Source organism: Allobosea massiliensis (assembly GCF_042655245.1).
Lineage (GTDB): Bacteria > Pseudomonadota > Alphaproteobacteria > Rhizobiales > Beijerinckiaceae > Allobosea > Allobosea massiliensis.
On the sequence record NZ_JBHSLU010000009.1, the window covers coordinates 75,765 to 97,095 of the forward strand.

A 21,331-nucleotide genomic window follows, 5' to 3' on the forward strand; every position below is an offset into this window, starting at 1 on the left:
GTCTTGAGCGCTGCGGGGGTCGAAACCGCCCGACGGCAGGGCATGGCGATGGCGCTGGTGGCGGCGGCTGCCTATGGCACCAACATCGTCAGCGCGCAGATCGCCGGCCAAGCTGGGCTGAGCGGGCCCCTGCTGGTCTTCTATCGCGTCTTCATCATGCTGGCACTGGTGGGACTGGGGCTGCTGATCTGGCGCTCGTCGCTCTCGGTTCCGCGCGGGGAGCGGCGGGCGCTCCTGCTCTTCGGCGTGATGAGTTCGCTGGTCGGCTCGGCCTATCTCTCATCCGTCGCCTTCCTGCCGGTCACGGTCGCGGCCGTGGTGTTCTTCACCTATCCGGTGCTGATCGTGCTGGCCGAGCCCTTCGTCACCCGCACTCCCTTCCGGCTCGAACGGCTGCTCGCGGCTTGCGCGGCCTTCGTCGGTGTCGCCCTCGTGGTGGGGCCGGATTTTCATGGGCTCGATCCGCGCGGACTGGTGTTGGCGATACTGGCGAGCCTCGGCGCCGCGACCCAGTTCTTCGCCGGTGCCGCGCTGGCGCAGACACCGCTCGCGGCCCGGCTGTTCTGGTCGCACCTGCTCATCCTGCCCGTGACCGCGCTGATCCTGGCCATCACCGGCGGGTTCCAGTCGCCGGCGGCCTTTGCATTGGCCCCGCTCGCCGCGGCGGTGACCATCGGCGGCTATCTCATCGGCTTCCTCTTGCAGGTGGCCGCGATGACGCGGATCTCGCCGGGGGCAGCCGGGCTCGCCTTCTGCGCCGAGCCGGTCTGCGCCGTGCTGATCGCAGCCATAGTCATCGGCGAGCGGCTGGGGCCGCTGCAATATCTCGGCTGCGCCCTTGTCGTGGCGACGCTGGTCATTAATGTAACATTAGAACATAGGCGGCGCCCGGTGGCGCCGGCCTGAACCCCGCCCGAGGCGAGTGCCGTCGTCATGTCTTCTCCGCAAACCTGTCCCGAGCCGTTGCCGCTGACCCTGCTGACCGGGTTTCTGGGGGCCGGAAAGACGACCCTGCTCAACCGCCTGCTGAAAGATCCCGCGCTCGCGCAGACCGTCGTCATCGTCAACGAGTTCGGTGAGGTCGGGCTCGACCACCTGCTGATCCAGGGTGTCGAGGACGGTATGATCCTGCTCGATTCCGGCTGCCTGTGCTGCACGATCCGCGACGACCTGATCGTGACGATGGAAGATCTGCTGCGACGGCGGGACAATGGCCGCATCAGCCCGTTCAACCGGGTCGTGATCGAGACGACGGGACTCGCCGACCCGGCGCCGATCCTCAACGTGCTGATCAACCACCCCTATCTCGCCATGCGCTTCCGGCTCGACGGGGTGGTGACGCTTGTCGATGCGGTCAATGGCATGGCGACGCTTGACGCCCATGAGGAGGCGCGCAAGCAGGTCGTCGCGGCGGACCGCCTCGTGCTGACCAAGACCGAACTGGTCGAGCACCCGGCCGAACTGGCTTCGCTGCGGCAGCGCTTGGCTCTGCTCAACCCCGGTGTCGCGGTGCTCGGCCCGCAGGCGGCGGCGCGTTCGCTCTTTGGCGCCGGCCTCTACGACCTGGCGCTGCGCCCGGCCGAGATCGGCCAGTGGCTGGCCCGCGAAACCCTGCCGGGCGAGCGGCCGCAGCATGATCACGGTCATGGCCATCACGGTCACGGACATCATCATGACCACTGCGGCCACGATCACAGCCATGATCATCACAGCCATGATCACGATCACGATCACCATCACCATCACCATCACCACGACGTCAACCGGCATGACGCCAGCATCCGCGCCTTCGCGCTGACGGCGGAGAATCCGATCCCGCAGGCGACGGTGGACCTGTTCTGGACGCTGCTGCGCTCCGTCCATGGGCCGAAGCTTCTGCGCATGAAGGGGCTGGTGAAGGTCGCCGAGCACCCCGACCAGCCGTTGCTGCTGCATGCCGTCCAGCAGATCCTGCATCCGCCGGTGATCCTCGAGGCCTGGCCCGATGCAGACCGCCGCTCGCGTCTCGTGGTGATCGTCAAGGACATCGAGGAGAGTGTCGTGCAGCGGCTCTGGGCCGCCTTCCTCGGCCAGGCGGGCCAGACAGCAGCCGCCGGCGGCTGAAGCTGGGGCCGTGCGGCCCCGATCTTGAAGCGACCCTCCCGAACGATCGCGGACGGCGCTGGACCTTGCCGATTCGGCACAGCCCCGCCCCAGATCGACCCAGCGCGGCGGAGGCAGATCGCATGGATCGGGTCATGGCGTTGAAGGGCGCGCCCGCCGCGGGCGTGGAGGGCAAGGCGGCGTCGATGGCGCCGCATCAGCCGGACCAGCCCGTTGTCATCGAGGCCAGGCCGCTCTCGTCCTGCGGCGACATCGTCGAGGCCTGGTCGCATCTGGCTGCACGCGCCCTCGAGCCCAACCCCTTCTTCGAGCCAGGCTTCCTGCTCGCGGCCGCGCAGCATCTCGTCGCGTTCCGGGACGTCACGGTGCTCCTCGCCTGGCAGGGAACCGCGGAGGGCCCGCAGCGGCGCCTGCTCGGCTTCGTCCCGGTCTTTCCCCGCCATGGTTTTTTCCTGCCCGATGCGTTGATTGGGCTCTCGGACCGGCGCATCGCCTCGGGGGTGCCGCTCATCGACCGACAACGGGCTGCGGCGGTCATCGACACGCTCCTCTCGCCACGCCGGCAGCGCCTGATTGACGGGCAGGGACTCGTGCTGCGGGCTATCGATCGAGACGGGCCCCTGGCCGCGACCCTCCAGGAAGTGGCCGGGGGCGATCGGCGTGTTGCTCTCTCCGGAACGGTCCTGCCGGCTGGCGGCATGCCGAGGACGGTCATCTCGGCGCATGCGCCGGACAATCCTGCCGGAGTGAAGCTCGTCGAGCCGCGCGCGCAGGCCGATCTTCGGGACGCGGTCGAGATCATTCTGGCACTGGAAGCCTCGGGGGCGCGTGGGCGCGCCGGTGCCGCGACGCTGCACGACACGCGCGAGGTCGGCTTTCTGCGCGCCATGACGCGCTATCTCGCCCGCGGCCGGCAGTGCCGCGTCGGCCTGCTGATGCGGGAGGAGATCCCTCTCGCCGGGGCCGTTCTCATCGGGCGCGGCGCGCACAGCTGGCTCTATCTCGCCGTGGAGAACGAGGCCGAGGCGCACTGGCAGCCGCTGCACGCGCTGCTCGCGGCCATGAGGCGCGCGATGCCGGCGCGGCGGATCATCCTGCCGGCTGATCTCGCCTGGGAGGGAGAGGGCGGCCTCTCCCTTGCCGATCTGCATCTTGCGAGCGGCGCGAGGACGACGCCGCGGGATCTCGCCGGCCGTGCGCGGGAGGCGATCAGGCGGTCCCTGTCGCGGTTGCCGCGCGGCGGCGGTGGCGGGCTCAAGCCTCCGCGCGCAGGAGCCGCCTGACGATCTTGCCCGTCGTCGTCATCGGCAACTCGTCGCGGAAGGCGATCTCGCGCGGGTATTCATGGGCGGACAGCCTGCGGCGGACGAAATCCTGCAGTTCGGCCGCGAGTTCGGGCGTGCCGCGCAGTCCCTCCCTGAGCACAACGAAGGCCTTGACGATCTCGGTGCGCAGCGGGTCCGGCTTGCCGACGACGGCGGCGAGCGCAACCGCGTCGTGCCGGAGCAGGCAGTCCTCGATCTCGCCCGGGCCGATTCGATAGCCCGAGGAGGTGATGACGTCGTCGTCGCGGCCGACGAAGCGGACATAGCCCTCCGCATCCTGGACCGCCTGGTCGCCGGTCTTCATCCAGGTGCCGGTGAATTTGGCCTGCGTCGCGGCCTCGTTGCCCCAATAGCCCAGGAACATCACCGGGTCGGGCCGCCTCACCGCGATCTCGCCCTGCTCGTCGGGTGCGCAGACGGACCCGTCGGGCCGGATGATCGCGACCTCGTGCCCCGGTACCGCCTTGCCGATGAAGCCCGGACGGCTGACGCCGATGGCGGCGCAGGAGGCGAGGACGAGATTGCACTCGGTCTGGCCATAGGCCTCGTTGATGGCCAGCCCCAGCGCCTCGCGGCCCCAGGCCAGTGTCTCCGCGCCGAGCGCCTCGCCTGCAGCCGCGACCGTGCGCAGATTCAGCGCGAAACGCTCGCGCGGCCGCTCGACGCTGCGCAGCATCCGCAGCGCCGTCGGCGGCACGAAGGCGTTGCGGATCCGCAGATCGGCCATCAGGCGGAAGGCCTCCTCCGGCTCGAAGCGCGTCACGGGCCGCGCCACGACCGCGACGCCGAAATGCAGCGCCGGCAGCAGCATGTTGAGCAGGCCGCCGGCCCAGGCCCAGTCGGCCGGCGTCCAGGCCAGGTCGCCTTGCTGCGGCAGGAATTCATGCGGCATCTGCACGCCCGGCAGATGACCGGGCAGGACGCGGTGGCCGTGCAGCGCGCCCTTCGGATTTCCGGTGGTGCCGGAGGTGTAGATCATCAAGGCCGGATCATCGGGGCCGGTGGGCACCGTCGCGAAGTCCGGCGCAGCCTGCGCGAGCAAAGCGTGCCAGTCGAGTGCGCCGCCATCGGCGCCATCGACCGAGACCGTCAGTGCGAGGTCGGGCAGGGGGTGGGCGATCTGCCGGGTCTTGGCGAACCCCGCTGCATCGGTGACGAGAACCTTCGCGCCGGAATCCGTCAGCCGATAGGCGAGTGCGTCGACGCCGAAGAGGGCCGCCAGCGGCACGGCGATGGCGCCGAGGCGATAGGCCGCGAGATGGGCGGTGAGGACGCTGCGGCCCTGCGGCAGCAGGATCGCGATCCGGTCGCCGCGGCGCACGCCGCGGGCCGCCAAAGCACTCGCCAGCCGCATCGAAGCGTCACGCAGCGCGCCGAAACTGACCGGGGCGACCTGCCAGTCCCGCGACACCTCGATGATCGCGGTGCGGTCGGGGTCCAGCGCCGCCCAGCGGTCGCAGACATCCTCGGCGATGTTGTAGCGGGGCGGGATCTGCCAGCGGAAGGCGCGGCGCAGCGCCTCATGGTCGCGAAAATCTGGAAGGATCAAGTCGATGGTCCGGAGGGAGGCGGCAAAATAGGCAGGCGCAGCGGCGCTGTCACCCTGCCCCTACGACAAGCGGCCTCGCCATCCCGGTCGCGTCATGGCAGGCTCCGCTGGACGCATGGCGCGGGGGCGCCGGGCGAGACGAGGCCGAACGATGCAGGATGCCGCCGCTTATCTGGTGATCATGGCCGTTCCGCTGATCGCGGTCATCGCCCTGATCCGCCGCGCCGCGCGCGCGGGAGAGGCGCCGACGAGTGGTGACGGAGGCTGGCTCTCGCGCAACGACGACGGCGACGGCGGGGATGGTGGCGGCGGAGGCGACTGAAGCCTGAGCCACCCTCAGGGTCGCTCCTTCGCCGCGAGCCCGGCGACATCGGCAATGATGCCGTCGAGCTCGAAGTTCTTCGGGGTGTAGACCGCGGCGACGCCCATGTTGCGCAGCGCGTTCTCGTCCTCGGGCGGAATGATGCCGCCGACCACGACCGGGACATCCATGCCGGCGACGCGCAGGCGGGCGGTCACATCGCGCACCAGCGGCAGATGCGAGCCCGAGAGGATCGACAGCCCAATGATGTCGGCTTCGGTCTCCTGCGCCTGGGCGACGATCTCCTCCGGTGTCTGGCGAATGCCGCCATAGCTCACCGCCATGCCGGCATCGCGCGCGCGCACCGCGATCTGCTCGGCGCCGTTGGAGTGACCGTCCAACCCCGGCTTGCCGACGAGGAAGCGCGGCGTGCGGCCGAGCTTCTCGGTGGCGCGGGCGACTGCGGCCTTGACGGTGGCGAGCCCCTCATTGCTGCCGAGTTTGGTCGTGTCGACGCCGGTGGGAGCGCGGTACTCGCCGAAAATCTCACGGAGACTCTGCGCCCATTCGCCGGTGGTGACGCCGGCCTTGGCGCAGGCGATCGAGGCTGGCATGACATTGCGATCTTCCTTCGCCGCCGCCGAGAGCTCGGCCAGCGCCGCTTGCGCCGCCTTGGCTTCCCGGGCCGAACGCCAGGCCTTGAGCCGGCCGATCGCTTCCAGTTCGACGGAATCGGGCACCGTCACCACGCTGCCCTCGCCGGCCGACAGAGGAGAAGGCTCGCTGTTGGTGAACTTGTTGACGCCGATGACGATCTGCTCGCCGCGCTCGATCGCCTCGATGCGGCGCGCGCCATTCTCGACCAGCGCCTTCTTCATGTAGCCGGTCTCGATGGCGGCGAGCGCCCCGCCCATGGCATCGATCGCCGCCAGTTCCGCCAGCGCTGCCGCCTTCAGCTCGGCCACCTTGGCGTCGATCACGGTCGAGCCGTCGAAGATGTCGCCGAACTCGAGCAGGTCGGTCTCATAGGCCAGGACCTGCTGCATGCGCAGCGACCATTGCTGGTCGAAGGGGCGGGGCAGGCCGAGAGCCTCGTTCCAGGCCGGCAGCTGCACGGCTCGCGCGCGGGCCTTCTTCGAGAGCGTCACGGCCAGCATCTCGATGAGGATGCGGTAGACGTTGTTCTCGGGCTGTGGCTCGGTCAGCCCCAGCGAATTCACCTGAACGCCATAGCGGAAGCGGCGCATCGCCTCATCTGCGACGCCATAGCGGCCGAGCGTGATCTCGTCCCACAGCTCGACGAATGCCCGCATCTTGCAGAGCTCGGTGATGAAGCGCATCCCGGCATTGACGAAGAAGGAGATGCGGCCGACGAGCTCGGGAAACTCCTCGGCCGAGACCTCGGGCCGGGCGCGGATCGAATCCAGCAGCGCGATCGCGGTCGCCAGCGCGAAGGAGAGCTCCTGCACCGGCGAGGCGCCCGCCTCCTGCAGATGATAGGAGCAGACGTTGGTCGGGTTCCACTTCGGCATTTCGCGGGTGGTGAACACGACGATGTCGGTGGTCAGCCGCATCGAGGGGCGCGGCGGAAAGACGTAAGTTCCGCGCGAGAGGTATTCCTTGACGACGTCGTTCTGCGTCGTGCCCTGCAGCGCCTTGCGGTCGGCGCCCTGCTCGTCCGCGACCGCGATGTAGAGCGAGAGCAGCCAGGCCGCCGTCGCGTTGATCGTCATCGATGTGTTCATCTGCGCCAGCGGGATCTGGTCGAACAGCGCCCGCATGTCGCCGAGATGGGCGATGGGCACGCCGACCTTGCCGACCTCACCGCGCGCCAGCACATGGTCGGGGTCGTAGCCGGTCTGCGTCGGCAGGTCGAAGGCGACCGAGAGGCCGGTCTGCCCCTTGGCGAGGTTGTTGCGGTAGAGCCGGTTCGATTCCGCAGCGTCTGAATGGCCGGCATAAGTGCGGAAGATCCAGGGCTTGTCGCGCTGCGGGGCACGGCCCGCGGTGGGGTCGATCGCGTTCATGCCGTTCCACCCTCTTTTCAGAGCAATCTCAATGTTGCACTGCGGCGAGGATAACGCCAGAGGGCCGGCGAAGTCGCTTGCGACCTTCGGATGAGCGCGAAAGGCGCCTCAGACCGGCCGTTCGACGCCGAAGGTGGCGGTCAGCGTGAAGCTGCGCTCTGCTCCGGGGGGCAGCGTGATCGCGCCCTCGCGCTGGTCGAGCGGCTCGTCGGGATCGGCGGGCGAGGTCAGGCCGTGCCAGGGCTCGATGCAGATGAAGGGGCCGTTCGGCTTGGTCCAGATGCCGAGCTGCGGCAGGTCGGCGAAGGCGAGCGCGATGCCTGGGTGGCCCTCGGCGCCATACCAGCAGCGGCTTCCGGCTCCCTCCGGGATGATCAGCGCATCGGCCGCGAAGAGTGCGTGATCCAGCGTGAGCACGCCGTCGACGAAGGCGGAGGGGTGCAGGTCTGGCGCGCGCTGGCCATCCGCGTTCAGTCGCTGATGGCCTGGGCTCGCGCCATTGGCGAGATGGATGCGGTGGGGCCGCCCGGCGCCGTCCGGGAGCTGCCAGGGGAAAGCGGGGTGATAGCCGAAGCAGAAGGGCATCGGCGCTGCGCCAGGATTTTCGATCCGCGCCGTCATGGCGAGCGAGGCGCCCTCGAGCCGGTAGGTCATGTCGAGGATGAAGGCGAAGGGATAGGCCGAACGCGTCTCTTCGTCTTCGGTCAGCCGCAGCGTGCAGGAGGTCGCGTCCTGCGAGACCACCCGGAACACTGCGGTACGGGCGACGCCATGGCTCTTGATCGGATAGCGCCTGCCGTCGATCAGCACCTGCCCGCCCGGATGTTTGCCGATCACCGGAAAGAGCAGCGGCGACCGCCCCGCCCAGATCGCCGGATCGCCGCTCCACAGCCAGTCGCGGCCCAGCGAGTCCCGGACGGATTGCAGCTCCGCTCCGAGCGGGGCGATCTCGACGGAGAGGGCGTCGTTGCGCAGGCTGATCATCGGCGCATCAATGCCCGGCATCCGGCAGGCGCGGCAGCGGCAGGAACTCGACGCCTTCCTCATGCAGCATGCGGGCATCCTCCAGGCTGGCCTCGCCATAGATCGCGCGGTTGTCGCTTTCGCCGTGATGGATCTTCAGGGCCTCTTCCGCAAAGCGCTTGCCGACATGCTCGGCGTTCTCCGCCACCTGCCGGTGCAGTTCGGCCAGCATCTGGCGCAGCGCGATCTCCTTCTCGCCCATCAGCGCGACAGGAGCGGCCTCAGGCGCCATCGCTGCGACAGCCGGACCGGCCGCCGGGGACGGCGCCTCGATCATGGTCTTGCCGCGGTCGGTGCGGGCGACATGGGGCGCCATGATCGCGCGCTCGACCTTGATGCTGTTGCAGACGGGGCAGGAGACGAAGCCGCGCCTGGCCTGTTCCTCGAAACTCGCAGAGTTGGCGAACCAGCTTTCGAAGTCGTGGGACTGGTCGCAGATGAGGGCGTATTTGATCATGGCATGACAGAAGGCGACCGGCCGGAGCGGCCGGTGTCGGTGTTCGTGAGTGGAGCAGCCCTCACGCGGCCAGCAGCTTGTCGAGTTCGCCGCGGGCGTCGAGGGCGTGAATGTCGTCGGAGCCGCCGACATGCGTCTCGCCGATGAAGATCTGCGGCACCGAGGTGCGGCCGCCGGCCCGGGCGGTCATCGCCTGGCGCAGCTCCGGCTTGCCATCGACGTCGATCTCGTCGAAGGCGACGCCCTTTTTCGTCAGCAGCGACTTGGCCGCTTTGCAATAGGGGCACCAGGAGGTGGTGTAGATCGTGACCGGAGGCATCGCGAAGGTCCATCGGGTTGGGGCTGCACCCCAATGTAGGGGCTCGTCACGGTTTCGTCACCGGGCGTGACGCTCCTCAGGTGCCGTCCGAGACGACGCGCGCGAAGGTCAGGATGTCGACCGCGCGCGCGCCGCCGCGCAGCAGGGCCCGTGCCGCGGCATTGCCGGTCGCGCCCGTGGTCAGGACATCGTCGATGAGCAGCACGCGCCGGCCCTCGATCTGCGGCCGGATGACGGGCGGCACCTTGAAGGCGCCCTGCAAATTGTCGGCCCGCTGCGCGCGCGTCAGCCCGACCTGCTGGCGCGTGCGTTTCACCCTCGCCAGGGCGACCGGCGCCAGCGGAACGCCGGATCCGCCCGCGACCACCTGCGCCAGCGCCGCCGCCTGGTTGAAGCGCCGCGTCCAGAGCCGGACCCGGTGCAGCGGCACGGGCACGATCACATCAGCGTCGTGTAGCAGTTCGCGGCCGGCCTGCCGCATCATCCGGCCCATCGTCAGAGCGAGGTCGGTTCGGTCGCCATATTTCAGCCTGTGCACGAGTTCGCGGGCTGTGCCGTCGAAGCGGCAGACGGCGCGGGCCCGCGCGAAGACCGGAGGGTCGGCGATGGCGGCGGGTGAGACCATGCCGTCGCCGAGATCGACGGCGAAGGGCGTGCCCAGACGCTCGCAATAGGGCCGCTCGATGAAGCGCATCTCGCCCCAGCAGGCGGGGCAGAGTGCCTGCGCCTCGCCGGTCGCCGCCTGACAGGCCACGCAAGAAGGCGGGTAGACGATATCGACGGCCGCCCGCAGACCGGCTCCGAGCCAGCCCGCAGCCGGCCGAAGAGCGTGGCGCAGAAGCAGCCCGGAGATGGTCTGCTTCGTCCCGGCCTCGGTTTGGAGGCGATCTGCGCCGAAATCGAGATCGATCGGAGGGCAATCGTCCTGTTCACGAAAGCCTGAACGGGCAGCCCTGTCATGCTGCATTGCAGCACCTATCTTGAGGGCGTCCGGCGGCCCGGCCCGCGGCCTCGCCCGCGCCGGTCGTCATGATCACGCTTCCCTTCGGCCGCATCGCGGCCCCTCCAAGGACCACCCCCATGACCCGATCCGATCCGTCCAGCCCCAAGCTGTTCTCGCCGCTGCGCCTCGGCGACATCGAACTGTCCAACCGCGTCGTCATGGCGCCGCTGACGCGCAACCGCGCGACCCATGGCAATGATGCGCCCAATGCGCTCAATGTCGAGTATTATCGCCAGCGCGCCGGCGCCGGGCTGATCATCTCCGAAGCGACGCAGATCTCGCAGCAGGGCCAGGGCTATGTCTGGACGCCCGGCATGTACACGGCCGAGCAGGTCGAAGGCTGGAAGGCCGTGACCGACGCCGTCCATGCCGAGGGCGGCAAGATCATCGCCCAGCTCTGGCATGTCGGGCGCATCAGCCATGTCTCGCTGCAGCCGGGCGGGCAGGCGCCGGTCGCCCCCTCCGCCATTCCCGCCAAGGGCAAGACCTATGTCGAGAGCGGCTTCGTCGACGTCTCGGCGCCGCGCGCGCTGGCGCTGGAGGAACTGCCGGGGATCGTCGCCGACTATGCGAAGGCGGCCGAGAACGCCAAGGCCGCCGGCTTCGACGGCATCGAGATCCATGCCGCCAACGGCTATCTGCTCGACCAGTTCCTGCGCGACGGCACGAACACCCGCAGCGACGCCTATGGCGGCTCGATCGAGAACCGTGTCCGGCTGACGCTCGAGGTGGTCGATGCGGTGGTGAAGGTGTTCGGCAAGGGGCGCGTCGGCATCCGGCTGTCCCCCGTCACGCCGGCCAACGATGCGCGCGACAGCAACCCGCAGCCGCTGTTTGCCCATCTCGTCGCCCGGCTCGACGCGGCGGGGCTCGCCTTCATCCACGTCATCGAGGGGGCGACCGGCGGGCCGCGCGACTTCCTGCCCTTCGATTACGACGCGCTGCGCAAGGCCTTCCGCGGCGCCTATATCGCCAATAACGGCTTCGACCGCGCCTCGGCGATCGAGGCGGTCGAAAGCGGGCGCGTCGATGCCGTCGCCTTCGGGCGGCTCTTCATCGCGAATCCCGACCTGGTCGAGCGCCTGCGCCGCGATGCGCCGCTGAACACGCCCGAGCCTTCGCTGTTCTATGGCGGTGACGGCAAGGGCTATACCGACTATCCGACGCTGCAGGACGCCGCGGCCTGACGCGGGCCTGCCTGCTTACGCCCGAACGTTCCGGGGGGCGGCAACCCGTCCCCCGGCAATTTTCGTCCGCGATCTGCAAAAACAGTTGCAGAGCCGGCGAGGGCCGATTAAACAGCAGCCCTTACCGCGCTGCTCCCATCGTCTAGCGGTCAGGACGTCGCCCTCTCACGGCGAAAACTGGGGTTCGATTCCCCATGGGAGCGCCATCCCCGCGTAAGCGGCATTGAAATCCTTTCACTTTTCGGGATTTTCCCCAAACTCTTCGGATTGGGTTTGGGAAACGGCGTTCGCGCCATGTGCCTCAAGGCGCGTGACAGCGGCTCGCGCAAGGCGAGTCTGATCAGCATCGCGGGTATAGCGCTCGGCCTCGGCAAGCGTCTTGTGGCCGAGCACAGCCATGATCTCGTTCGCGCTGCAGCCCGCTTCCGCCAGACGTCGCCCGGCGGCCTTCCTAAGCCCGTGCGGCTGGCATGCGAGGGGCAGGCCGGCATCGGTGATCGCGTCGCGCAGATAGCCGGAGAAGCCGTCGACCGTGTGCCCGGCGCCCGCGGCGGTGGCGATGATCACGACATGGTCGCGGCTGGCCGAGGCGAGCACGGCGGCAAGGTCGCGGTGCAGGGGGATAGTGAGCTTCGCGCCCGTCTTCTGCTGGACGACGCGGATGGTGCCAGCGCCGACGTCGCGCCAGGTCATGCGGTGCACGTCGCTGCGGCGCTGGCCGGTGTAGAGCATCAGCGCGAAGACGAGCCGCTGCTTTGTCCCGATCGGCCAGCGCGCTTCGAACTGCGCGATCTCGTCATCGGTCCAGGCGGCGATTTCCTTCGACTTCGGCCGCTTGATCCCAGCCGATGGATCGACCTTCAGCCATCCCAGCATGATCGCGTGCTTGATCAGGATCCGCAGCTTTTTGACCGTGTCGAGATAGGCGCCCGGCTTGTCGGCAAGCGGCTGCAGGAACGCGATCATGATCCGCTCCCTCGTCAGACCCGACACGGTGCGGTGACCATGGGCATTGCGGATCGCCTCGAGTCGGGACGAATAGCCTGCGCGGCTCGTGGGGCGCAGGCTCAGATAGCCCTCGGATTTCATGTAGCTGGCGATGAGGGCCGAGATCGTGCCGGCGGCCTGCTGGGCGATCGTCTGGCGCTGCGCCTTGGCCTCGCCGGCCAGAGCGGCGGCATAGGCCGCTAGAAACTCCGGTGAGCCGACGGGGCCGGGGAGCGGCGTGCGCTCACCCTTGCCCCGCCTGAAGTACAGCCGCTGCTTCCCGTGGCGGTCGGTGAAGGCCTCAACGTGCAGCGGGTTCTTACGCGGCATGGCTGTCGACATCGGCCCATGTGTCATCAGCCTGGGTAGCCTCGCCGTCGACCGGCAGGCGGTCAATCGCGAGGTCGAGAGCGCGGACATCCCATGCCCGCCGCTTGTCGCCGATGAGCTTGGGGGCTGGCATCAGGCCCTTGTCGACCAGCGTGTCGAAGAACGAAGCCGACACCGCGCAATAAGCCGCCGCTGCCTCCCGGCCGATGAGCCGGGGAGCGAGCGTCGGAGGAAGGGCGGTGTGGCGGGGCATCAGGCGGTTGCCAGAGCGCGGCGATCCATCTCCGCCAGGAGACCGATCAGGCTGCCGATGTTGTGCTCGATCTGGTCACACAACTCACCGACCGCATCGCCCTCGACATCGTTCGAGAGCGTCGTTGAGAGCATGTTGAGCGCGTAGTTGAGGTTCTTCGCACTGTCGGCATAGGTCTGGGCTGCCAGCAGCATATCGGCGAGCGTCTGCGGTCCCGCTTCGATCTCTTCGCCGACGCCATAATGCCGCTTCATCACAGCGTCGATCAGCGGATTCGGAATGTCGCGCCGTCCATGCTCTGCGATGTAGTCGAGCAGGTCATCGGCGCTGCACCAGTTGGGGTCCACGACGCTCCAGTCTTTGACCGGCTGGTGTGCCGGGTCGCCGTCGTCGGCCGGCAGAAGCTTTGCCATGGCTTCCGTGGCGGCGAGCGCGTCGCTTTTCGGCGCCTTCGTGCTGGTCACTTGGGCAACGGGGGCTTTGCGCTTCGTCACGACCGCGCCTCCCCAGCCTGAGAGCGGCGAAGGTCGAGAATGTCATTCAGGCCCTTAGCCTGGGCATTGCACCAGGCGCCCATGTCCCGCATCGCCTCGGCGAACATGGGGATCGCGTCAGGGTGATGCTCGGCGCGGGCGCACAGCAGCGCCAGGAACACGTCGGGATGGTCCCCGGCATTCTTCAGCACGCGGTCGGTGAATTCGGCTTTCCAGTCCATAGGGCGGTCTCCGGTTGCGGTCCGGTACCATCAACGCCAGAGCGGCGTCTGTCAACGCATTTTAGGCGTATTATGGGCGACGGTAGATTGCCACGATTCTACGTGCCGACTGGTACTGGCTCCGCCGCAGCTCGTAAGTCCGCCTTGGGCTGAACTGTTCAACTGTCCAGGCGTTCTCGTCAGCCTTAATCAGCCTCCTGAATGCAACGAGCCAAGGCTCCCCTTCGTCGTTATCGCCAATAAAGGCGCAGTCCGTGCCAGGAAGAGCGGGAAGCCGTGAGTTCACGACAACGACATCCCCCGGCTCAATGGCTGGGCTCATCGTTTCTTCGGCGACGTACATTGCTGCGACCTTAGGCCCCGCGATCAACTGCTGTATCTTATCAAAAGACCCTACATCTTGTTTAAAGTCCCAAAACTGTCCATCGGGCCCCATCTGAAGACCAAAAACCATCATTTTTTGATCAGGATCAGGGTGCTCCGCCAGAACTCGCTTGGCTTCGGCAACCTCTCGCATAGTCGCCTGTTGAACAAAGAGCCGGTCGATATCTGTTGAAAAATCTGTCCCAGATACGCCAAGGACTGCAAGTAATTTTGGGAATTGCTTACTGAAGCGAATTTTGCCGCGCTCAATCTTGGCAATTGTTTGCTGAGAAACGCCCGATAGATCGGCAAGCTGCTCTTGCGTTAACTCGCGGCTCAGGCGGGTCTCGCGGAGCCAAGTGCCTATCGGGGTCGATTGGTCGTTTTCCATGGCCTTTCATACGCCATCATCGAAGTTGCGTCCCCGTCCATTTAGGCGTATTCATAAAACGCCAATAAGGCGTGGAGTCGGCATGAACTCAGCAATCGCTCAGGCCATCGATTTAGCGGGGTCGCAGAACAAACTCGCCGAATTGACGGGCGTGTCTCAGCAGCACATCTCAAAACTCCTGCGAAACAAGCAGCGGCTCTCCGCCGCCCTTGCGATCAAGATTGAGGCAGCGACAGGTTTCCGGGTCTCGCGCAGCCAGCTATGCCCTGAGTTCTGGCCGCCTGCCCCCCTCCGCACGAAAGAGCCCGCGCCGATCCGCCCGGCTGTCCCGATCGAGGCGGGGAAATGACCCGGCGCTGGCTCGGCCCCGATCCTCGCGCGGTTGATGCGATGCTGGCGGCCGTTGTGGCCGATCTCCGGCAGGCCGGGGTCACGCCGACGCCCCTGGCGATTGTCAGCGCGATGACAGATCGGACCCGCGACGATCGGCTCGTCCGCGCCGTCATGATCGAGGCCGAGCGGCAGCGGGTGGCGTCATGAGCGATCTCGCCAAAGCCAGCAACTGGGCAAGCGCTGATGCCGGTCCCGGCCGCGTCCTGACCGATGTCCAGGCGCTCGTCTGGAAAGATGCCGAAGGCTTCCGTCGCCAGCGGGCGAAGTGGCTGAAGTGGGTCCGTCGCATCGGTGACGTGAGGCTGTCCAACATGGTGTGGCTGCTGCACGTGCTGTCCGCCGAATACATGAACGCCGACAACGGAAGCGCTTGGCCGAGCATCGCGAGGCTTGCCGCGGACCATGGCTGGTCTGAGCCGACAGTGAAGCGGACATTTGGGCAGGCGGTCGGGTGGGGCTTCCTGATCCGCGAGCGCCGGCATGACAGCACCAACCGCTACGCGATGGCATTCTCGCCGACCGTCGTCGCTCAGATCGAGGAGCGATACGCGCTCCGGATGATGCCGTTCGAGAGGGACAAGGTGGGATCAAACCTGATCTCACCCCCCGATGCGTCCGCAGCGGACCCTGAGATCAAACCTGATCTCACCCTAGGATCAAACCTGATCTCACCCTCAGATCAGATGCGATCTCACCCTGAGATCAAACCTGATCCCCAATACCTGGAACCTATACCAAATAAGGAACCTGAAGAGGGATACCTGCAAGAGAAGAGGCTTGGCGAGACAGAGACGGATGAGTCTCCGCGCGAGACACTTCGCCCCTCGCCAAGCCCATCCCCGGCCCCGCCTGCTCGATCGGTCCCGGCTCTGGTCGACGACGTTGACGACGAGCCGTCACCGGCCGTCCCGGTCCTGCGCGACGATCCCGAGCCCGACCCGGCTGCTCAGGCCGCATTCGAGCGAGAGGTCTTCAGCTGGCTTGGCGAAGGCAACGTGGTTCGCGGTCGGGCGCTTGCCGATCTGATCCCGGTGCACATGGAGAAGATCCACTTGGCCGGCAGCATGACCGCTGCGGGGCCGATGCTGAAGCAGGCGAAGACGGCGGCGATCTCGCTCGAACAGCAATCCCAGATCAAAAAAAGCAGGGTGGCATGATGGCACATCGCGACCGCAACACGATGGACCTGTTCGACGACTGGCTTGCCGCGCAGCCAGCGCCGGTCGCTGCGCCTTCGCCAGTCACAGAGCTTGAAATTCAGCCGAGCGGCGAGCGCGCTCCTGCGCCGATCGACGGTGCCCTTAAAACTAAGGCCACGGTAGCTCAGCGCAAAATTGCGTCGAGTAATCCCAGCGACATGGCTCCTGCGTCCGAAATTGGATGCACGGAACCGATCGACTTCCTGACGCGGCGGACGAAGCTCGGCCGGTGGATCCTGCACCCTGGCCGGTCGATCGAGGCATACGAACGCGGCATCCTCCGCGAGATCGGCGAGCTTGCGCCTGCGCCGATCCTGGCCTTCGCTCCGCGGCCGCCGCCGGCAGATCCTGGCGACGACGACGCGCCGCGAAGGAGGGCCGGGTGATGCAGGCATTCCCTAACGAACTGCTCGACGATCTGTTGAGCCTGCATGAGGTGCGCGCCGACATCGATGTGACGATCGAGACTGTTCGCGCGCTTGGTTTGCCGCTTCGGCAGGACACGATCCGACATCAGGCCGCGCTGCATCAGATCGAGCCGGATCGCGCCGAGCTGATCGTTGCCCTGGTGATGCGCAGACTATCGAGCGAGGGGAGCGGACCATGAGGTGGCCGTGGCAGCCGAAATTCGATTCTCTGATCCGCGACACAGCGGTGCTCGACCAGCAACTGGCGAACCCGACAACACGGGCGAGCGTCGACATGTTCGTTACGCAACTCGAGGCCGAAGGGCTGGAGGTCAGCCCCGAGAACCTGACCGACCTCGCCGTCGCGAACGGAATCGACCGCGACGGGGCGCAGCTGCTGTGCGCGCTGGCGGCTCGGCTTCAGGGGGCGTCATGAGCGGCTTCACCGGCGCCGGCTTCTACCGGGTGCGGACCGAGACCGGCACGTCGGTGCTGTGGTGCGCCCAGGTCCGCACGCCGAGCGGCAAAGGCGCGCAGATGATCGCCGGGTGGCGATCGCAGCAGGCATCGCGCGACCTGAAGGCGGCGATGTTGATGCTGCCGCAGCACCAGTTCGACGCGGTGTGCATCTCGGCCATCAGCCCGTTGGCGGGGGGCTGACGATGGCGAAGCACAACCTCCTGCCGCAGCCGCCTCTCCGGGTAAAGCTGGAGGCCTTGGCACAGTGGGGCGAACTGCATGACCGGGAGAGCGCGATCTGGCTCCGGCGCGCGATCGCGGAGCTTCTGCCGCAGAGCCGCCGCCAGGTGCTCAAGTCGGTACTAAGGCGCTACTGGCGGATGCGCTACGAAGGGCAAAGCCGGACCGCGGCGGCGCGCCTCATCGAACTGGATTGGGCAGCCTATCGCGGCGATGTCGAGCCCGAGCCCGGCAGCCCGGAGGAGCAGTTGGCCCGGCTCTTCCATGGTGGCTATCGGCCGCTCAAAGAGCGCATCATTGCGGAACTTCTCGACCCCAGGAACGACCCAATCCGCTGATTTTACGTTCTTTTGCGTTCAACTGGCGGTGATCCGGCCGGATGGGCAATGCTCCGAACATTACGGAGCCCGCCCATGCGAACTTTCTCGATCGATCCTGCAATCGCTGCCGCATACCTCGGGGAGGGCGATTCCGCGACAGCCGCCGATCGCGCCTTCTACGATCGCCAGGCTGATCTACGGGATCAGATCCGCGAGATCGAAGCCACGGCCCGATCCAAGGGCGTCGGTCTCGATCATCCGAACTTCGGGCCCCAGCTTGCCGAGCTTCGGCAGCGTCTGGATGACCTTCGCGCACAGCAAGCCGCCGGCGCCGAGCGTCGGGAGTATTCGATCTTCATGGCGACCAAGGTCCGGGCGGCCCTGCCGAGCGATCGCCTGCCGCTGCCGTTCATTGCGAGTGCCCTCTGATGGCCGCCCGCGAATCCAAGACCTCGTTTTTCTCTTCGGCTCGGTCCGACGTGGCCGAGCTTCGCGGCCGCCTCTCCGACCTGCGGGCCGAGTTGCAGAAGGTGGTCGCGACGCCGCGTGACAGGGCGACGATCGAACGCCTGATCGACGAGCAAATCGCGCACCATGCTGATCCTGAAGCCTTCCGTTTCGCCGCCCTGGCGTCACCGGCGTTCTCGGCGGAGGGGCTGGCCGGAGAGTTCAACACCCGCTTTGCGACGTTCAAGTTCGCTGAGGCCGGCCGCTATGTGAACTCGGAGCCGTTCGACGCGCGCCTGTTCCAGTTCCTGGCAGCCTTCGACCCGGCGAAGCTGAAGGCGATGCTCCTGGCGAGCGCACCTTCGGGCGGCATCAGCGACGCCAAGCGTGCCGCCGAGATCAGTCGAATCGAGCGCGAGATCCTACTGACCAGCCTCGCCGAAGAACTCGCCTGCCGCGAAATCGAAGAATTCACCGGCTCGCACTTCCCGCGCCGCCGTGATGCCGACGTGGCGATTCTGCTCGCGCCGGTCAGCGAACTCGCGAAAGGAGCCTAGCCCGATGCGCCCGGTCAACTACACGATGACGCCACCGAATGAGACGCTGTCCACTGATCCGAGCGCGCCTTTCAGCGCTGCCGGGTTCGTGGTGCAACGGCCTGCCGGCGCTGGCGACGTGCCCTCATTCCTGGCGCGTTCCGATTTGGGATGGTGCTGGACATGGAGCCCGACAGAGGCGGAGGTGTTCGCCACCGAGGTGCTGGCCGCTGCGCAGCTTGATGGCCCTGCCTACGGCGAAGATGCGACTATCGTCGAGGTCTCACCGTGACATGGCCTGCCGCACTGGCTAGCCGGCCGCTGCTCGTCGCGGAATCACGGGCTCTGGAGGTCCGCGAGGCCTTCACGGCTGCCGAGGCCGAGGCGCGCGACATGCGCAATGCCGGGCGAGGCTTCGGTGACGGGCCGCGGTACGCGGTGATCGACGGGGTGGCGGTCATCCCCGTCAGCGGCGCGCTGCTCAACAGGTTCGATTTCCTGGGCGACGGCTCGCCCTACACCAGCTACGGCGCGCTCACTCGCGAGGTGAACCGCGCTGCCGCGGATACCTCGATCCGCGCGATCGTGCTCGCAGTGTCGTCTCCTGGCGGCGCCGCTGACGGCATCCTGGCGCCTGCCGCGGCCATCCGCGACGCTCGAAAGGTCAAGCCGGTCACCGCCCTTGTGAGCGGCCTGGCTGCATCGGGCGGGTTCTGGCTCGCCGCGCAGGCAGGTGAAATCGTTCTGGCGGACGACATGGCGCAGGTCGGGTCGATCGGCGTCTACGTCCTGCACATCGCGATGGCGGGGCTGCTCGACAAGGCCGGCGTCGACGTGTCGGTGATCTATTCGGGTGAGCACAAGGTCGACGGCCATCCGTTCGCCGCTCTGCCGCCAGCCGTTCGGGACCAGATCCAGAGCGAGGTCGACGACCTGCGGCTGCTGTTCGCCCGTGAGGTCTCGATTGGCCGGCCAGCGCTTTCGGAAAAGGCTGCGCTCGCGACCGAAGCCAGGATGTTCGCCGCGCTCGATCCGAAGACGGGGACGCGCCCCGCCATCTCCGCCAGGCTCGCCGATCGTGTCGGCGGGCTCTCTTCCGTCATCGCCGCATTCCCCAAAGCCGGGGCCGGTTCGAAAATCACAGGAACAACGACCATGGACGAAAACGCCATCCGCGCCGACGAGCGCGCCCGCATCGGTGCCATTCTCAGCAGCCCTGAAGCTGCCGGTCGCACTGACCAGGCCCGCTATCTGGCCTGCCAGACCGACATGACGGCCGAGGCCGCGATCGGTGTCATGGCCAACTCGGCGAAGGTCACTGCCGCTTCTTCCACGTCCTACGAGCAGCGCAAGGCGGCCTCTGGCGCCGGCGGTCATGTCGGCATCGATACCGACCACGGCAGTCTGAGCGCCAAGGGTGTGTGGGGCAAGGCGCGAGCTGGCGCCGGTTGGGGCAAGGCAGTTGAACGCGCCAATGCCGAACTTGGCCCGACGGCCGTCGCGGGGCACTCCCGGTGACCGACGAACGCGCCAGGCTCTACGGCCGCGCCCTGGCGATCTTCTCGGCGCCGGAAGCCGTTGGCGTCGAGCGGCTGGCGGCCCATTTCGCCTTCGTTGCGACAAAGGTGAGCATCGCTGAGGCGAGGGGCATCATGAATGCTGCGCGGCCTGACCGCCCACCGTTGTTCGACGAGGAGCCTCTGACGCCGGTGCTGCCGGCGTTCCAGTGAATTGAAAATCCCCTGCGCTTTCCCATCCCGGGTTTCCCGCAGGGGGGCGTGGTGCTGCGGGCTCCACGCCATGCGCCCCGGTCCGTCGAATTGAAGCGGCGGGCCGGGGCGTCTTGTTCAGAGGGAAGCATGACGAAATCCGATGGCAACTTCGAGCGGCGGTGGACCGGGCGTAAGATCGCCCGCATCGCATTCATGCGAGCCAAGGGCTGGAGCTATCGCCAGATAGCCGTCGAGCTTGGCGACGGCACGATGCACGAAACGATTGGCCGCGTGTGCAGGAAGTGGGGCTTGCCCGTCACGCGGCGCGGCGAGCGCATGTTGCTCTGTACGATGAGCCATCGCGAGGCCAGCCTGGTCGCGAAAGAGGCCCGCAAGAAGAAGCTCGACACATCGGCATGGATCGGTCGCGTCGCCGGCGCCGCCGCACGCGGCAAACTGTTCGATGCGATCGTTGATGAGGAGTGAAGGCGTCGCACATCACCACTTGCCCACGCGGCCGATCGATTATTCTATCAAGGAAAGCTGGGGGCTGGGATGGTTATAGCAGCGGGCATCGTTGGCGGCGTCTTCATTGTCCTTGCCATGTTGGGCGTAAGGCAGGCCTGGCAGACAACAGCCGGCCGTCCCGTGGCGCGCGTGTTCTATGTCGGTGGAGCGTGCCTGCTAGTCCTGTTTATCTGGACCATAGTCCAACAACTACTCCGCGAAGCCGCCCGTGCAGGTGCCTTCTAGAGCAGCGCCTTCGCCGCGATCCAGAAACAGCCGACCGCCAGCACGCCATTGCCGAGCATGCCGAGCCATGAGCGCCCCGCGCGCGCCGGCTCGCCGGAGAGGTCCGGAAGAAACTTCACATAGTCGCCGGGCTGGTACGGCTCAGAGGCCTCCGGCAGGGCTGGCAAGCCCCGCTCGGCTCGCCAGCGCTGAGCGAAGGCCTGGCGGCTGGTGGCCTCGTCGGCGGTGTAGCGGTGGCGCCAGGGATCGGCCAGCATGATCGCTTCCCGCTCGATATCCGAGATCGGCGCCATTGACGTCGCCGGCCGGTTCACGCGCACCCGCTCGACTGGCACTGGCACGCCGGCGGGATCGAGGAAGCTCACCAGCGCCTCGCCGACTGCAAGCGCCGTGATGGCCTGCTCGACATCGAGCCCGGGCTTCGGGCGGAAAGCCTTCGCGCTCGCTCGCACCAACTTTTGGTCGCGCGGGGAATAGGCCCGGAGCGCGTGCTGCACGCGGTTGCCCAGCTGCGCTAGGACGATGTCCGGCA

The 21,331-nt window shown here is 67.3% G+C and carries 31 protein-coding genes and 1 tRNA gene; 20 read left to right on the forward strand and 12 right to left on the reverse strand.

Annotated features, from left to right (window positions below; all coding sequences use genetic code 11):
- The first annotated feature begins 3 nt into the window (after positions 1–3).
- The 3 genes from ACFPN9_RS06270 (at position 4) to ACFPN9_RS06280 (ending at position 3,386) form a co-directional block, all read left to right on the forward strand.
- Complete coding sequence (locus tag ACFPN9_RS06270) at positions 4–906, forward strand: DMT family transporter (protein WP_156446601.1); 903 nt, start codon at positions 4–6, stop codon at positions 904–906.
- A gap of 27 nt (positions 907–933) precedes the next feature.
- On the forward strand, positions 934–2,103 hold the full coding sequence (locus ACFPN9_RS06275; protein ID WP_082737667.1) for a CobW family GTP-binding protein: 1,170 nt from the start codon (positions 934–936) through the stop codon (positions 2,101–2,103).
- 122 nt (positions 2,104–2,225) lie between these two features.
- A complete protein-coding gene (locus ACFPN9_RS06280; RefSeq protein WP_066722859.1) occupies positions 2,226–3,386 on the forward strand; it encodes a GNAT family N-acetyltransferase in 1,161 nt (386 codons plus the stop codon).
- Here the strand turns inward: ACFPN9_RS06280 and ACFPN9_RS06285 are convergent.
- Entirely contained in the window at positions 3,358–4,974 is a 1,617-nt protein-coding gene (locus ACFPN9_RS06285) for an AMP-binding protein (RefSeq protein WP_082735166.1), read from the reverse strand. The two genes, ACFPN9_RS06280 and ACFPN9_RS06285, sit on opposite strands and share 29 nt — an antisense overlap.
- 154 nt (positions 4,975–5,128) lie before the next feature.
- Between ACFPN9_RS06285 and ACFPN9_RS06290 the strand changes: the two genes are divergently transcribed.
- Positions 5,129–5,299 carry a hypothetical protein gene (locus ACFPN9_RS06290; protein ID WP_156446600.1) on the forward strand — a complete coding sequence of 57 codons (171 nt, stop codon included), beginning with the start codon at positions 5,129–5,131 and terminating at the stop codon, positions 5,297–5,299.
- Between the two features lie 14 nt (positions 5,300–5,313).
- Here ACFPN9_RS06290 and ACFPN9_RS06295 read toward each other — a convergent pair whose 3' ends face one another.
- The 5 genes from ACFPN9_RS06295 to ACFPN9_RS06315 all read right to left on the reverse strand — a co-directional run bounded on the left by ACFPN9_RS06295 (position 5,314) and on the right by ACFPN9_RS06315 (position 10,071).
- Complete coding sequence (locus ACFPN9_RS06295) at positions 5,314–7,305, reverse strand: protein meaA (protein WP_066722853.1); 1,992 nt, start codon at positions 7,303–7,305, stop codon at positions 5,314–5,316.
- Positions 7,306–7,413: 108 nt separating this feature from the next.
- Positions 7,414–8,289 (reverse strand): aldose 1-epimerase family protein, encoded by an 876-nt coding sequence (locus tag ACFPN9_RS06300; RefSeq protein ID WP_197426668.1) that lies wholly within the window; start codon positions 8,287–8,289, stop codon positions 7,414–7,416.
- Between the two features lie 7 nt (positions 8,290–8,296).
- Positions 8,297–8,785 carry a DUF1178 family protein gene (locus tag ACFPN9_RS06305; protein WP_066722842.1) on the reverse strand — a complete coding sequence of 163 codons (489 nt, stop codon included), beginning with the start codon at positions 8,783–8,785 and terminating at the stop codon, positions 8,297–8,299.
- Positions 8,786–8,846: 61 nt separating this feature from the next.
- On the reverse strand, positions 8,847–9,104 hold the full coding sequence (gene grxC, locus ACFPN9_RS06310; RefSeq protein WP_066722841.1) for a glutaredoxin 3: 258 nt from the start codon (positions 9,102–9,104) through the stop codon (positions 8,847–8,849).
- Positions 9,105–9,180: 76 nt separating this feature from the next.
- A complete protein-coding gene (locus tag ACFPN9_RS06315) occupies positions 9,181–10,071 on the reverse strand; it encodes a ComF family protein (protein ID WP_082735158.1) in 891 nt (296 codons plus the stop codon).
- A 113-nt stretch (positions 10,072–10,184) separates the two neighbouring features.
- Here ACFPN9_RS06315 and ACFPN9_RS06320 point away from each other — a divergent pair, with 113 nt between their 5' ends.
- Together ACFPN9_RS06320 and ACFPN9_RS06325 are read left to right on the forward strand one after the other, a co-directional pair.
- Positions 10,185–11,294: an alkene reductase gene (locus ACFPN9_RS06320; protein WP_066722839.1), complete on the forward strand. Its 1,110-nt coding sequence runs from the start codon at positions 10,185–10,187 to the stop codon at positions 11,292–11,294.
- A gap of 131 nt (positions 11,295–11,425) precedes the next feature.
- A tRNA-Glu gene (locus ACFPN9_RS06325) sits at positions 11,426–11,500 on the forward strand.
- Positions 11,501–11,528: 28 nt separating this feature from the next.
- Here the strand turns inward: ACFPN9_RS06325 and ACFPN9_RS06330 are convergent.
- From ACFPN9_RS06330 to ACFPN9_RS06350, 5 genes are all read right to left on the reverse strand, one after another.
- Positions 11,529–12,611 (reverse strand): tyrosine-type recombinase/integrase, encoded by a 1,083-nt coding sequence (locus ACFPN9_RS06330; protein ID WP_377815945.1) that lies wholly within the window; start codon positions 12,609–12,611, stop codon positions 11,529–11,531.
- The gene (locus tag ACFPN9_RS06335) at positions 12,601–12,864 is read right to left on the reverse strand and encodes a hypothetical protein (protein ID WP_377815947.1); all 264 of its coding nucleotides are present in this window, start codon (positions 12,862–12,864) and stop codon (positions 12,601–12,603) included. Before ACFPN9_RS06335 ends, ACFPN9_RS06330 begins: the two co-directional genes overlap by 11 nt.
- A complete protein-coding gene (locus ACFPN9_RS06340) occupies positions 12,864–13,358 on the reverse strand; it encodes a hypothetical protein (protein ID WP_377815949.1) in 495 nt (164 codons plus the stop codon). Before ACFPN9_RS06340 ends, ACFPN9_RS06335 begins: the two co-directional genes overlap by 1 nt.
- On the reverse strand, positions 13,355–13,579 hold the full coding sequence (locus ACFPN9_RS06345; RefSeq protein WP_377815951.1) for a hypothetical protein: 225 nt from the start codon (positions 13,577–13,579) through the stop codon (positions 13,355–13,357). Before ACFPN9_RS06345 ends, ACFPN9_RS06340 begins: the two co-directional genes overlap by 4 nt.
- Before the next feature lie 70 nt (positions 13,580–13,649).
- Positions 13,650–14,333, reverse strand: a complete 684-nt coding sequence (locus tag ACFPN9_RS06350) for a helix-turn-helix domain-containing protein (protein WP_377815953.1) — start codon at positions 14,331–14,333, stop codon at positions 13,650–13,652.
- Between the two features lie 82 nt (positions 14,334–14,415).
- Between ACFPN9_RS06350 and ACFPN9_RS06355 the strand changes: the two genes are divergently transcribed.
- The 14 genes from ACFPN9_RS06355 to ACFPN9_RS06420 all read left to right on the forward strand — a co-directional run bounded on the left by ACFPN9_RS06355 (position 14,416) and on the right by ACFPN9_RS06420 (position 20,532).
- Entirely contained in the window at positions 14,416–14,682 is a 267-nt protein-coding gene (locus ACFPN9_RS06355) for a YdaS family helix-turn-helix protein (protein WP_377815955.1), read from the forward strand.
- The gene (locus tag ACFPN9_RS06360; protein ID WP_377815957.1) at positions 14,679–14,873 is read left to right on the forward strand and encodes a hypothetical protein; all 195 of its coding nucleotides are present in this window, start codon (positions 14,679–14,681) and stop codon (positions 14,871–14,873) included. The genes ACFPN9_RS06355 and ACFPN9_RS06360 overlap by 4 nt, the downstream gene beginning before the upstream one ends.
- Positions 14,870–15,883 carry a hypothetical protein gene (locus ACFPN9_RS06365; RefSeq protein WP_377815960.1) on the forward strand — a complete coding sequence of 338 codons (1,014 nt, stop codon included), beginning with the start codon at positions 14,870–14,872 and terminating at the stop codon, positions 15,881–15,883. The genes ACFPN9_RS06360 and ACFPN9_RS06365 overlap by 4 nt, the downstream gene beginning before the upstream one ends.
- Entirely contained in the window at positions 15,880–16,311 is a 432-nt protein-coding gene (locus tag ACFPN9_RS06370; protein WP_377815962.1) for a hypothetical protein, read from the forward strand. The genes ACFPN9_RS06365 and ACFPN9_RS06370 overlap by 4 nt, the downstream gene beginning before the upstream one ends.
- Positions 16,308–16,532 carry a hypothetical protein gene (locus tag ACFPN9_RS06375; RefSeq protein WP_377815964.1) on the forward strand — a complete coding sequence of 75 codons (225 nt, stop codon included), beginning with the start codon at positions 16,308–16,310 and terminating at the stop codon, positions 16,530–16,532. The genes ACFPN9_RS06370 and ACFPN9_RS06375 overlap by 4 nt, the downstream gene beginning before the upstream one ends.
- On the forward strand, positions 16,529–16,768 hold the full coding sequence (locus ACFPN9_RS06380) for a hypothetical protein (RefSeq protein WP_377815966.1): 240 nt from the start codon (positions 16,529–16,531) through the stop codon (positions 16,766–16,768). The genes ACFPN9_RS06375 and ACFPN9_RS06380 overlap by 4 nt, the downstream gene beginning before the upstream one ends.
- Positions 16,765–16,992 carry a hypothetical protein gene (locus tag ACFPN9_RS06385; RefSeq protein ID WP_377815968.1) on the forward strand — a complete coding sequence of 76 codons (228 nt, stop codon included), beginning with the start codon at positions 16,765–16,767 and terminating at the stop codon, positions 16,990–16,992. Before ACFPN9_RS06380 ends, ACFPN9_RS06385 begins: the two co-directional genes overlap by 4 nt.
- A gap of 2 nt (positions 16,993–16,994) precedes the next feature.
- Complete coding sequence (locus tag ACFPN9_RS06390; RefSeq protein ID WP_377815970.1) at positions 16,995–17,369, forward strand: hypothetical protein; 375 nt, start codon at positions 16,995–16,997, stop codon at positions 17,367–17,369.
- A 75-nt stretch (positions 17,370–17,444) separates the two neighbouring features.
- On the forward strand, positions 17,445–17,780 hold the full coding sequence (locus ACFPN9_RS06395; RefSeq protein ID WP_377815972.1) for a hypothetical protein: 336 nt from the start codon (positions 17,445–17,447) through the stop codon (positions 17,778–17,780).
- Complete coding sequence (locus ACFPN9_RS06400) at positions 17,780–18,355, forward strand: hypothetical protein (RefSeq protein WP_377815974.1); 576 nt, start codon at positions 17,780–17,782, stop codon at positions 18,353–18,355. Before ACFPN9_RS06395 ends, ACFPN9_RS06400 begins: the two co-directional genes overlap by 1 nt.
- 4 nt (positions 18,356–18,359) lie before the next feature.
- Positions 18,360–18,626: a hypothetical protein gene (locus tag ACFPN9_RS06405; protein ID WP_377815976.1), complete on the forward strand. Its 267-nt coding sequence runs from the start codon at positions 18,360–18,362 to the stop codon at positions 18,624–18,626.
- Complete coding sequence (locus ACFPN9_RS06410) at positions 18,623–19,852, forward strand: S49 family peptidase (protein WP_377815978.1); 1,230 nt, start codon at positions 18,623–18,625, stop codon at positions 19,850–19,852. Before ACFPN9_RS06405 ends, ACFPN9_RS06410 begins: the two co-directional genes overlap by 4 nt.
- The gene (locus ACFPN9_RS06415) at positions 19,849–20,064 is read left to right on the forward strand and encodes a hypothetical protein (protein WP_377815980.1); all 216 of its coding nucleotides are present in this window, start codon (positions 19,849–19,851) and stop codon (positions 20,062–20,064) included. The genes ACFPN9_RS06410 and ACFPN9_RS06415 overlap by 4 nt, the downstream gene beginning before the upstream one ends.
- A 129-nt stretch (positions 20,065–20,193) precedes the next feature.
- On the forward strand, positions 20,194–20,532 hold the full coding sequence (locus ACFPN9_RS06420; RefSeq protein WP_377815982.1) for a hypothetical protein: 339 nt from the start codon (positions 20,194–20,196) through the stop codon (positions 20,530–20,532).
- Between the two features lie 263 nt (positions 20,533–20,795).
- Here the strand turns inward: ACFPN9_RS06420 and ACFPN9_RS06425 are convergent.
- Positions 20,796–21,331: helicase HerA-like domain-containing protein (locus tag ACFPN9_RS06425; protein ID WP_377815984.1), on the reverse strand; the 536-nt coding region annotated here is incomplete at its 5' end.